A 12049-nucleotide genomic window follows, 5' to 3' on the forward strand; every position below is an offset into this window, starting at 1 on the left:
AAAGTAATTAAAAAAGGGAAACTAATTCCTTTCTGCTTTTAGGGTCTAAAAAAATATACCCAATATTAGTTATAAAATGACTTATTAAAACAGCAATTGCAGCTCCAGAAACTTGCCAAATAGGAATCAATAGATAACACAATACGACATTAAATGTGCAACCAATTATAAAGCGATAAACATTTTTTTGTAGTTGATTTGTGTTAATTAAGTGCTTTTCATATATCATTCCTATAAATATAATAAGCGGTGCCCAACAAAATATTAATAACGGACTTTTTGCTTCTGCATAGCTTTCTGAAAAATAGGTGTTTAATATTGCGCTGCCAAATAGCGTATAAAGTATACCAATTAATACCCCTAAAAAACACATGATTTTAAATAGCTTTTTTAACTTTCTGGCATATAGTATACTGTCGTCTTTATAAGATTCCGCTAAAGAAGGATATAGTGCATTAATTATCGAAAACCCGATATTCCAACTTAAAGCAATCACTAAAAATTGAACAGTTGCAAAAATTCCGTTAGCATGATCGCCTAAAAAATGTTTCAAAAACAGCTCGTCAATAGAGATATAAAACATAATTAAAGCACTAGACACTATAAGCGGAAAAGACATTTTTAATAAAGACTTTCCTAAAGGCCATGAAAAGCGCCATTGCTTAAACAAAAATTGTTTTTTATATTTTAAAATGAAGTAATAAATAACGCCTTGAATTAGAAAATCTAAAGCAATAAGCTTCGCAAAATAATTAACATCCAAATTATTTTTAACTCCATAATATTGCAAAGACACAATAATAATAAGACTAGATATTTTACTAATAAATATAATCTTAGTCCATTTTTTTGCGAGCAAATAGTATTCAAAAACGTCTGTGAGTTTAAAAAAATAACTGATAGCAATAATTAGATACAAACTGTTTAATTGGCTATTTTCAGTACTATAAAAGTAGATTATAATACCAATAAATATTGCAATCCAACTTGCAAGTCTTAAATAAAAGGCAGTGGCTAAAATTTGCTCGCTTCGCTTTGGGTTAAAGACTATTTCTCTGATGCATATAGCAGAAAGACCTAGAAAAAACAAAGGTGTTAATAGTCCTAAAACGGACTCGACAAACTTAAGTTTTCCGATGTCAATCGTACCTAAAGTGCTAAATATTTGTGGCACAATAAAGACACCCGTTACAAACTGAATAAGTTTTTCTAGTGTAAACCATTTGGTGGCGATAAAGTCTTTTTTGCTAAAAACGTTGGTCATGAATTGTCTATAATTTTCAAATATATAAAACGGTTTCCATTAGCTGTTTGATAGATTAGTATTACTTTCGTTTTCATTATTTTAATATGACACCAGAGTTTTTAAGACGCTATTATATTTTACGTGTTATTTCAAATCCTAAGGTTTATGGAATTGAAAAAAATGGCTATGTCCCGTTAGAAGATTTACAAAATGCGTTAGACCAATTACGCGTAAATAATATTGATGATCCGCTATATGATAAACTCAATCAGTTTTCTCAAAAAACGATTAAGCGTGATTTAGAGAAAATAAAATCCTATTTTCAAACTATAATTTTACACAAACGTAATTATGGCTATTTTTTAGAAGGCTATGAAATGACTGATGGTTTAAAGGAAGTTTATGAAAAAACAGAACTTTATCTTTTACATCATCATGCCCATTCTTGGAAAGATCATGTTACGACTGCTCGAAGTTCTTTAAGTGCCTATATAGATTTAGTCCCTTTAATACAAGCTATTGAATTGCAGGTTTTAGTGGAAATTACTTATCATGGTTGGTATGATGATAATGGTTTTGAAACCATTACAGGTTTTTTTCAACCATTGCACATTAAAGAGATTAATAAGGCTTGGTATTTAATTGCACATAATGACAAATATGGTATTTATGCCTTTTGTTTAGATGATAGAATTAAGTCTTTAAATATAACAAACCATCAGGTTAAAAAACCTATAACTTTTAATCCTAAACAGTATTTTAAAAATGCTATTGGTATTTTAAAAACGGATATAAAAGTAGAATGGATATATATCCAAGTAGCTAATCATCATTTTAAGTATTTAGAGAGTAATCCTTTGCATCATTCTCAAGAGATAGTAAAACGTCCTAAAGCAGCTGAAACAGAGTCATTAGACTACAAAAACGCTAATATTTGGGGAGAAATAAGGATTTATATTGAACCTAACTATGAGTTTTTAATGGAGATTTTAAAGTATAATCTTTGGGTTAAAGTGGTTAGCCCTGCGCACGTTAAGTCTTATGTTAAGGAGCATTTGGAATATATGATAAACTATTATTAATTAAAAACGGGTCTTATTGTTTTCTGAGGTATCTGTGGTTTTTAATGTTTTTTTTATAATTTCTAAACTAAATTTAAAACGGACACATTTTGTCTGTTTGATAAGTAAGTTTGCTGTAGGAAAGATAGGGAACAGATAAATTTAACCAAATTAACTGATTTTTTCTAAATATTCATGATGTAAAAAATAACAGTAGATAGGGAAGCTATTAATCTAAAGGGACTTGTTATTTTATTATGGATGGCATATAAAAACCTCAACTTGTAAAAGTTGAGGTTTTTGCTTTTAGGTACTATTTTTAAATAGTATTATTTAAGTTATTCTATTTAAAATAGCTTCTGAGACTTTTATGTAATAGTCGTAATTACTTGCTACAAAATGCCCATTAGTTTTACTGTTTTCTAAAAGATCTAAAAAATCGTACATACTAACTAGTTTTAAAGCGTTGACCTCTTCCTCTTGAGGTATTAGAGACACAATAGGGAGGTGTAACGGAACAATGTAAGTATTATGAAACTCGTTGTCCTTTATCCCATTTGGATAGCTTTGAAAGCACTCAAAAACACCAATTTTTTCTAAATCAGTCTGTTTTATTTTTAAACCAATTTCTTCCTTAATTTCTCTAATGGCACCATTCTCAATAGATTCTCCTGCATCTATGTGCCCAGCAACAGATACATCCCAAAGTAATGGATAGATTGATTTTGATGCTGCACGTTGTGCGAGTAATATTTCACCCTCATCAGTATAAAACCAAATGTGTGCGGTATTATGTAAATAACCTTTAGTATGAATGACAGATTTTAAAGCGGTCTCTCCTGTTGGAAGTCCATTTTTGTCAACAATATCAATTGTTTCGTCCATGTTAAGTTGTTTTAATTAAAGCTGAAAAGCAAGCGATTAATGTTTTAAAATCTTCAGTTGTATTAAAAACATGACTAGACAATCTAATGTAATTTCCCCGGAAGGAAACATAAATATTATGATCAGCCAATGTTTGTTTTACACTTTCGGGCGTTATGTTTTCTGGTAATTTAATGCCAAATAAATGATGCGTTCTATAATCATCATCTTCAATCTGAAATCCTAATGCTCTTAATTCTTGAACAGCTTTTTGTGTTATTGTTTTACAATAGTGTTGGATGGCTTCGGGTGTCCAATCTAAAACTTGCTGTAGTGCTGCGATTTGCATTTTTACGTTTAAAAAGCTGGCACTTTCTCCTGCAGAATAGCGATTGGCTAATGGTTTATATTGTTCTTGGTAGTTTGTTAAGCCTGAAAAGTTGTCGCTATCTAAGCGATTAGTCCAATTTTCTTCAAGCGGAATTCCGTTATCAAACGTTTTACTAAAATAAGCATAACCACAACCATACGGACCAAATAACCATTTGTAGCCTGCACAAATCAATGCATCGGGTTGTAACTCTTTAACAGAGAATGGTAAAGCGCCAATACTCTGGCTACCGTCAATAATTAATAAGGCTTCGTGTTGTTTAGCTTTTTCTCGTATTTTTTTTAAATCGAATAACGTTCCGTTAGACCAATGGATATGTCCCATGGCTACCACAGCGGTATTAGTATTTATAGCTTTTATGATATCTAAATTCCATTGTTGACCAATGTTTTCTACATATAAAGGTGCTTTTACAACTCTAATAGTTGCTTGATATTGATCGGCTAATCTTTTCCAGGAATAGTAATTACTAGGAAACTGCTCGTCAATAATCAAAATTTCGTCGGTTGGTTTTAAAACAATATTATTTGTCACTGTTGCAATACCATAGGATGCTGACGGAATTAAAGCAATACGGTTATAATTGTCTTCATCAATAAGTTGTGCAAATAAGGATTTAAGTTGTTTGACGGGTTCAAAATAATCAGAGCCCGTTATTAAGTAAGGCCTTCTTTTTTGTAGTAATCCATCTAATCCGGCTTGATGCATCGTGTTAAATGCTGGCGATTGCGACGCGATATTTAAATACGTGACGTCTTCTGGTAAATCAAACAAGTGTTTTTGTTGTTTTAAATCCATAGTATAAAGATAAAAAAAAGCCTCAAAAAGAGGCTTTAATTGTTTTATGTTATTTGTATTTAAATGATCAAAACTGATTATTTAAAATAAGAAAATGTTTCACCATCTTCAATTTTAAGTAATGTTTCATAAATTAATTTAATAACGTTTTCTACATCATCTTGGTGTACCATTTCTACAGTCGTGTGCATGTAGCGTAATGGTAAAGAGATTAATGCCGATGCAACACCACCATTACTGTATGCAAATGCATCAGTATCAGTTCCTGTTGCTCTACTTAAAGCAGCACGTTGAAACGGTATTTTATTATCATCTGCAGTATCCGTAATTAAATCACGTAATTTTTGTTGTACAGCAGGCGCATAAGCAACTACAGGACCTTTACCAATTTCGACATGACCTTGTACTTTCATGTCAATCATTGGAGTAGTAGTATCATGCGTTACATCTGTAACTATTGCTACGTTTGGTTTGATTGTTTCCGTAATCATTTGTGCACCACGTAAACCAATTTCTTCTTGAACCGAGTTGGTTATGTAAAGTCCAAATGGTAATGTTTTCTTATTTTCTTTAAGCAAACGTGCTACTTCAGCAATCATAAAACCACCCATACGGTTATCTAAAGCACGACAAACAAATTTGTCTCCGTTTAAAATATGAAACTCATCTGGATAAGTAATGACACATCCCACGTGCACACCCATTTTTTCAACTTCTTCTTTGTCTTTAGCACCAACATCAATAGTAATGTTATTAGGCTTTGGTGCTTCTTCTTTAGTTTTATTACGTGTGTGTATTGCTGGCCATCCAAAGACACCTTTTACAATACCGTTTTTAGTATGAATATTAACTATTTTACTAGGTGCAATTTGATGATCACTACCACCATTTCTTACCACATAAATTAATCCGTTATCAGAAATATAGTTTACGTACCATGAGATTTCGTCTGCATGACCTTCAATTACAACTTTAAATTTAGCATCAGGATTAATAACCCCAACAGCTGTTCCGTAAGTGTCAGTAAAAAACTCGTCTACATATGGTTTAAGATAATCCATCCATATTTTTTGACCATCCCATTCGTATCCTGTTGGAGACGCATTATTTAAATATGTTTCTAAAAAGTCCATTGACTTTTTATTAAGTATGCTTTTTGTTGCCATTTGATTTAATTTTTGTCTAAAATAAGAATATTCACACTTTTTAATCGTTAGCAAGACGTTAATTATTAATTTTGTGCAATAAAATGTTCTATTTTGGAATAGTTTTAGCAGTTAAGTCACTATGAAGTATATTATTTGCCTTTTTTTATGTCTCCCTTTTGGACTTTTTGCACAGGAAGTTAATGAGGTTGTAAAAGATTCCACAGAGGTAGAGTACATTATTATTGCTGGAGATTCTATCCCACATACTTCTATTTATTTAGATGAAGTTATGCTTTTGGATAAGTTAAGTTTTAAAGATAAAGCGGACAGAAGACGTTATTATATTTTAAGACGAAAAACAATAAAAGTGTATCCGTATGCTAAGTTGGCAGCAGACCGTCTAAATGCATTAAATACTAAATTGAAAACGTTGACTAAAAAGCGTGAGAAGAAGAAGTACGCTAAAAAAGTCCAAAAATATATAGAAGAAGAGTTTTCTGAAGAGCTAAAAAAGTTAACTAAAACGGAGGGTCAAATTTTAGTTAAATTAATACATAGACAAACCGGAGATACAGCCTTTAACTTGATAAAAGAGTTACGTAATGGATGGCGTGCCTTTTGGTATAATAGTACGGCGTACTTATTTAATATTTCTTTAAAACGTGAGTATGACCCTGAAAACGTAGAGGAAGATTATTTAATCGAAGATATTTTGGTTAGAGCCTGGCAAAGAGGAATACTTAAATTGGTGAAATCGCCTTTAAATTTTGAATACTATAAGTTATCCAATAAATGGGAAACAACAGATAAATCTAATAATAACTAATGCGTAAGCAAACCCCTTTTGAAGAAAAATTAAATGCATTAACACACGGTATAGGTGCTGTTTTTGGTATTGTAGCATTAGTGCTATTGATGGTTTTTGAAACTAAAAAAACAGAATACAGTTTGTTTAGTGTTGTAGTATACGGTTTATCAATAATCATTTTGTTTACAGCGTCAACACTATATCATAATATTACTGACGAAAAAAAGAAACACTATTTTAGAATTGTAGATCACGTTAGTATTTATCTGCTAATTGCGGGAACATATACGCCAGTTTTACTTATTACTTTAGAGCAAAGTTTAGGTTGGACATTATTTTATACCGTCTGGGGAATTGCTGCTTTTGGTGTTGTTTTAAAACTATTTTTTACAGGGAGATTCAACTTTTTTTCTACACTATTGTATTTAGTAATGGGCTGGTTAATAGTGTTTGATTTTGCAACGCTATCAAGTATTATGGAGCCTAACGGTATTGTATTACTTATGGCAGGAGGCTTGTCTTATACTGTCGGTATTGTATTTTATGCTATCGAGAAAATACCATACAATCATGTTATTTGGCATTTATTTGTTTTAGGAGGTGCCATTTGCCATTTTTTTATGATCTTATTTTTTGTAGTCTAACTCTAAAACATCCTGTTTATAAATTATTGTGGGTGCGTTCTATAGCTTTGTTTATTTGTAGTAATGCCATATCCACTATGTTTTTATTGTTAAGCGCAATTGTCCATAGCGACAATTCTGTACAGGCAACTAATACAATATTATTTTTACTGTATTTTTCTATAAGTGCTTTATATTCTTCAAAATCAGCATCTGTTTCAGAATAACTATATAGTTTTTTTCGACAATTATCAATTGTGATTTGATCAGATTTAGATGGTAATGTTACCGTAATATTTTCTGAATGTAATTGATTAGTAATATATTCAGAGCTCATTGTGTATAAAGAGCCGAAAACTATCACGTTACTTATGTTTTGAGCTTTTAGGTGTTCTGTGCTTAACGTTATAGGATGAAGTATAGGCTTGTCAAATTGTAATTGATCTATAGTTTCATGTAAAGTAATATTAGGTACAATACAGCTATGTACATTGTCCTTAAAAAGTGATGTTATTTGTTGTTTAACAACGGGTTTAAGTGTATTGAATTGATTTGGTAAATACGGATTTATGGTATTAAAATCTACAGTATGTGTAATAGAAGGGAAGGTATGATAATCGCCTTTAAGGGTGTGGAATTGTGTGTTCAATTGTTCTAAATAAAACAAAGTGCTTCGGCTTCCAAGCCCTAAAATCCCTAATACTTCTGATTGTTTTTTAATCATTTTTTATCCAATATATAATCTGCGAAATAAGTATTACTATCCATTAATTTGTCAATAACTTGTAATGATGTATTCTTTAAATAAGAGTCTAAAATGGTATCATTATATTTTCTAGAGGTCTCTGTATGTACGCGTTCTCCTTCCATAAAATGGAATGTTTTATTTAAGCTTTTAACCGTAACATTTTGATTTGTTGTGCTTACTATATAACTTCTGGCTATACCTTCTTCTTCTGTGTATTCTGGTTGGTGTATAAAGGCATTAGTGTCAAAATCTGCACCTAATTCATTATTAATTCTATCTAATAAGTTTAAGTTGAAACGTTTGGTAATTCCTTGACTATCATTATAAGCAGGTAGTACAATGTCTCTAGATTTAATAAGGTCCAAACCTAATAAAACTTTATCATTTGGTCTTAATGAATCTGATAATTTAGAAAGAAAATCTTCCGCTTGTACATCACTTAAATTACCAAGATTTGAACCTAAAAATAAAATTATTTTAGGATGATTAGATTGTTTTAATGATGCCAAAACATTAAAATAATCACCTTGTTTGGTGGTTGTTTTAACGTTAGGTAATTCTTTGTTTACACTCTGCTTTAATTGGTCTAAGGCATTTTGAGAAATATCTATTGGCACATAATTAAAATCGTAATTTTCAGTATCTAAAACTTTTAATAGTTCTTTTGTTTTGGTTCCGTCTCCAGCTCCAAGTTCTATCAATTCAAAAAATGTATTTTTATTTAGTTGTAGCGCTTTAATGATATTTTGGGTTTGATTTTTAAAGATATCAAATTCAGCTCTAGTCAAATAATACTCGGGCATATTCATAATATCTACAAATAAAGCATCTCCTTTTTTATCATAAAAATATTTGGATAAAAGGTACTTAGGTGTATTACTTAGACCTTTATCTACGTCGTTTAAAAAATTGTTATTCATATTTATTTAGCTAGTCTAATGCCTGAAAATTGCCATTTAGTTTGTGGTGGAAAAAAATTTCTGTAAGTTGGTCTGCTGTGGTTTTTGGATGTAGCAGAAGATGCCCCACGAAGCACCATTTGGTTAATCATAAATTTACCATTATACTCGCCAACAGCACCTTTTGCTATTTCAAAATTAGGATAAGGTAAGTAAGCGGAATTGGTCCATTCCCAACGTTGTCCCCAATTTAAGTTTTCAGAGGCTATTTCCCATTCAAACTCTGTTGGTAAGCGCATACCTTTCCAAAAAGCAAATGCGGCAGCCTCATAATAAGATATGTGCGTTAAAATGGCATCCGGATTAACTGGTTTTAAACCAGACAGTGTATAATGGTGCCAAGTTGCGTCTATCTTAACCCAATATAAGGGTTTGTCAATTGCGTTGTCATTAATCCAATACCAACCTTCGTCAAGCCAATATTTGGCGGTTTGATACCCTTTGGCTTCAATAAACTCAATATATTCTTGATTAGTTACTAAGGCTTTATTCATACTGTAGGGCTGAAGGTAGACTTTATGTAAACCTAGCTCATTATCAAAAGAAAACGAACCTGTGTTATGTCCAATAGTGTAAACACCCTCTTGTATTGATAACCAACCGGATTCTGTATTGGTGGCTTCAACCAAATTATGGTCTGTATATTTTGGATTAATTGGATTTAAAGAAAACGTGTATTTTAAGTCGGTAAGCAATAACTCTTGATGTTGTTGCTCATGATTTATGCCTAAAACAGTCAATTTTACAACTTCTGGATCCGCTGCTGTTTCTAATAGTTGAGACATATGTTTATCCACATAAGCACGATATTTAAAAATCACATCAATACTTGGACGTGTAATTAAACCACGGTTATGACGCTCTATACGTTTACCTATGCTATTGTAATAACTATTAAATAAAAACGAATACTCACTGTCAAAAACAATATAATTTGGATAAAACGATTTCAAAATCATTTCTTCAAAAAACCATGTGGTATGTGCAATATGCCATTTAGGCGGACTTGCAAAAGCAGCAGATTGTGGTGTGTAATCTTCTATATTTAGAGGATTACAAATAGTTTGAGTGTAATTTCGAGTGTTTTGGTAGTGTTGTAATATGGTATCCATGCTTCTCAAATATAACAAGTAATTGGCTACCGGTTTAATTATTAGTCCGAATTTAAATTTATTTTAACGTTATTTTACACATCAATACTATTGGTTTAAAAAGAATAAATTCATTTTTAAACCAATAATTAAACGTGATATATAGCGTATGAAAATAACACTAAAATTGTTATTTGGTATTGAGAAAAGTTTGTCAACTGACTATAACTAGTACTGTCTACCATTTACTTTAAAAAAAATTAAAACAGTAAAACGTACTGTAATTAATCTTTTTAAAATAAAACACACAAATACTAAGTCGTTATTTTTAATTGTACCTAACACAATTAAAACAGCTATTTTTGATAAAAAATGGAGTAGGTTTAATCTTCTAGAATATCTTTATACTCTTCAAAAAAGTCTTCAAAAAGCGCCATGTGTGTATTAAAAAACACCATTACTTCTTGCCAAGAGTTTTTGTTATGTATTGATACTTTTTGCTCTAAGGGCACATAAATTCTAGAGATTTCTTTTCCATTATCTAATATATATTCTTCGTCATAAATAGCTTCGGGAAGATATTGATCTAACAAAATAGATTTTAGAGATACTAGTTTTTCCCAGTAATTAATGCGGTTTTCAAGATCATCTTCAAGGTCTAAGGTTACAAAAGCTTTTTTATTATCAAAATAAAACTTGAAGCTTAAGCCTTTTAGTTTAGTGTTGTATAGGGTCCATTTTCTTGGAAAAGATTTTCCAAAACTAGTCCAAAACAACTCTTTTATCTCTCTTGATTCTTCTTTTGAAAACATAGATATATTACTGTATTAACACGGTTAAAGTTTATAAACGTGTTAGTTTATATTTTTATAAGGTTAACGCCTCGTTATATTAAATAGGCAATTATAATACCTAAAATAATGGTACTTAGTTTAGCTAAATTAAATTTATGCCCTTCGCTACTTTCAAATAAAATGGTGGTACTAATATGTAAAAATATACCAATAACCAAAGCAGAAACCTCATAATAATAGTTTTCAAAAAACTGAAATTGCATTGATAAAAACACTCCTAAAGGCGTCATTAATGCAAACAGTAATAAAAACATAATACTTTTAGACTTGCTTAAGTTTGAAGCTAGAAAAAAGGTTGATAATATTATAGCTACAGGTAGTTTATGGATAATTACACCATAAATTAAATGGTCATGTGCCTCGATAGGGATGCCTTCTAAAACACTATGTATACTTAAACTTATAAATAATAACCAAGGAAAATCAACACTACTTTTGTCAATATGGACATGACCATGTTCTGCTCCTTTAGAGAAAAACTCTAGTATAATTTGTAATAATATACCAATCATGATAAACAAACCAATAGGTTTATCAAAACTATTATACACTTCAGGTAAAAAATCAAAAACGGTAATTGACAGTAAAAAAGAACCACTAAACGCTAGTAGTAATTTAAGACTGCGATTATGTTTAGGCTTAAATAATAAGACTATTAAATACCCTAAAACAACAGCTATAATGGGAAAAATAAAATTTTGCATTTGTTTTACTAAATTACTTACTTGATAATCATGATTAAGCGATCAGATGTTTTTTTATGAAATTTATTTAATTTATAATCTCCAAAAATATCTAATAAATAAACACCGGCTTGTTCAAACAAAGCTTCAAAATCAGCTAAGCTAAAAGCTTTAACACGCTCTTGAAACTGATAATCTTCGCTATCTGCCGTAAAGCTAATGTCTTTAATAATGTATCCGTTTTCTACTCGTCTTTTTTGTAAAAAGTCAATACCCTCTACCGTTTTAACGTTTTCAGGAACCAGGTTGTCAATAATAAACTCGGTATTCATAAAATCAATAACACCAAAACCAGAATCGTTTAAATTGGCTTTAATAGCTTTTATAGTCGCTAAATTGTCAGATTCATTTTCAAAATATCCAAAACTGGTAAACAAATTAAACACAGCATCAAAAGTTTCGCCGAAAGGCTCACACATATTATGCACTTTAAAATGCAATGTGTCATTTTCAAATTGCTTAGCATGATTAATACTGTTTTCTGATAAATCTGCACCAGTAACATTGTATCCAATCGAGTTTAAATACACGGCATGTCTACCTTTACCACAAGCTAAATCCAATATTTTACCTTCCTCAGGAAGATTTAAATATTCCGTTAAACTAGTCATAAAATGCTCAGCTTCAGTATGATCTCTATCTTTGTAAAGTATGTGGTAAAATGGACTATCAAACCATGATGCGTACCATTTTTTATCGTTTTTATTCATATTTT

General features: G+C 30.8%; 13 protein-coding genes. 3 read left to right on the forward strand and 10 right to left on the reverse strand.

The annotated features are described in order from the left end of the window. Window positions 1–7 precede the first annotated feature (7 nt). Entirely contained in the window at window positions 8–1264 is a 1257-nt protein-coding gene (locus ACZ2G2_RS12535) for a flippase (protein WP_470392465.1), read from the reverse strand. Between the two features lie 86 nt (window positions 1265–1350). Here ACZ2G2_RS12535 and ACZ2G2_RS12540 point away from each other — a divergent pair, with 86 nt between their 5' ends. After that, the gene (locus ACZ2G2_RS12540; protein ID WP_470392467.1) at window positions 1351–2328 is read left to right on the forward strand and encodes a helix-turn-helix transcriptional regulator; all 978 of its coding nucleotides are present in this window, start codon (window positions 1351–1353) and stop codon (window positions 2326–2328) included. 312 nt (window positions 2329–2640) lie between these two features. On the opposite strand, the gene ACZ2G2_RS12545 is transcribed toward ACZ2G2_RS12540, so the two are convergent. The 3 genes from ACZ2G2_RS12545 to ACZ2G2_RS12555 all read right to left on the reverse strand — a co-directional run bounded on the left by ACZ2G2_RS12545 (window position 2641) and on the right by ACZ2G2_RS12555 (window position 5526). After that, window positions 2641–3192, reverse strand: coding sequence for an NUDIX hydrolase (locus ACZ2G2_RS12545; RefSeq protein WP_281846576.1), 552 nt, complete (start codon window positions 3190–3192; stop codon window positions 2641–2643). Window position 3193: 1 nt separating this feature from the next. Then, window positions 3194–4360 (reverse strand): aminotransferase class V-fold PLP-dependent enzyme, encoded by a 1167-nt coding sequence (locus ACZ2G2_RS12550; protein WP_470392469.1) that lies wholly within the window; start codon window positions 4358–4360, stop codon window positions 3194–3196. 77 nt (window positions 4361–4437) lie between these two features. Continuing rightward, the gene (locus tag ACZ2G2_RS12555; protein WP_470392471.1) at window positions 4438–5526 is read right to left on the reverse strand and encodes a M42 family metallopeptidase; all 1089 of its coding nucleotides are present in this window, start codon (window positions 5524–5526) and stop codon (window positions 4438–4440) included. Window positions 5527–5647: 121 nt separating this feature from the next. On the opposite strand from ACZ2G2_RS12555, the gene ACZ2G2_RS12560 reads away from it, so the two are divergent. Both ACZ2G2_RS12560 and trhA read left to right on the forward strand, forming a co-directional pair. Continuing rightward, window positions 5648–6334 (forward strand): DUF4294 domain-containing protein, encoded by a 687-nt coding sequence (locus ACZ2G2_RS12560; RefSeq protein ID WP_090838624.1) that lies wholly within the window; start codon window positions 5648–5650, stop codon window positions 6332–6334. Further along, complete coding sequence (trhA, locus tag ACZ2G2_RS12565) at window positions 6334–6960, forward strand: PAQR family membrane homeostasis protein TrhA (protein ID WP_470392473.1); 627 nt, start codon at window positions 6334–6336, stop codon at window positions 6958–6960. Before ACZ2G2_RS12560 ends, trhA begins: the two co-directional genes overlap by 1 nt. Window positions 6961–6976: 16 nt before the next feature. Here trhA and ACZ2G2_RS12570 read toward each other — a convergent pair whose 3' ends face one another. From ACZ2G2_RS12570 to ACZ2G2_RS12595, 6 genes are all read right to left on the reverse strand, one after another. Next, on the reverse strand, window positions 6977–7663 hold the full coding sequence (locus ACZ2G2_RS12570) for an aspartate/glutamate racemase family protein (RefSeq protein WP_470392475.1): 687 nt from the start codon (window positions 7661–7663) through the stop codon (window positions 6977–6979). After that, a complete protein-coding gene (locus tag ACZ2G2_RS12575) occupies window positions 7660–8607 on the reverse strand; it encodes an L-histidine N(alpha)-methyltransferase (RefSeq protein ID WP_470392476.1) in 948 nt (315 codons plus the stop codon). The genes ACZ2G2_RS12570 and ACZ2G2_RS12575 overlap by 4 nt, the downstream gene beginning before the upstream one ends. Before the next feature lie 2 nt (window positions 8608–8609). Beyond that, window positions 8610–9758, reverse strand: coding sequence for an ergothioneine biosynthesis protein EgtB (egtB, locus tag ACZ2G2_RS12580; protein ID WP_470392478.1), 1149 nt, complete (start codon window positions 9756–9758; stop codon window positions 8610–8612). A gap of 362 nt (window positions 9759–10120) precedes the next feature. Beyond that, window positions 10121–10549 carry a DUF4268 domain-containing protein gene (locus tag ACZ2G2_RS12585; RefSeq protein WP_090838612.1) on the reverse strand — a complete coding sequence of 143 codons (429 nt, stop codon included), beginning with the start codon at window positions 10547–10549 and terminating at the stop codon, window positions 10121–10123. A 74-nt stretch (window positions 10550–10623) separates the two neighbouring features. Next, window positions 10624–11295: a ZIP family metal transporter gene (locus ACZ2G2_RS12590; RefSeq protein ID WP_090838610.1), complete on the reverse strand. Its 672-nt coding sequence runs from the start codon at window positions 11293–11295 to the stop codon at window positions 10624–10626. A gap of 17 nt (window positions 11296–11312) precedes the next feature. After that, a complete protein-coding gene (locus ACZ2G2_RS12595) occupies window positions 11313–12044 on the reverse strand; it encodes a class I SAM-dependent methyltransferase (protein WP_470392481.1) in 732 nt (243 codons plus the stop codon). Between the last annotated feature and the right edge of the window lie 5 nt (window positions 12045–12049).

The sequence above is a fragment of the Olleya sp. KKT75 genome (assembly GCF_055635485.1).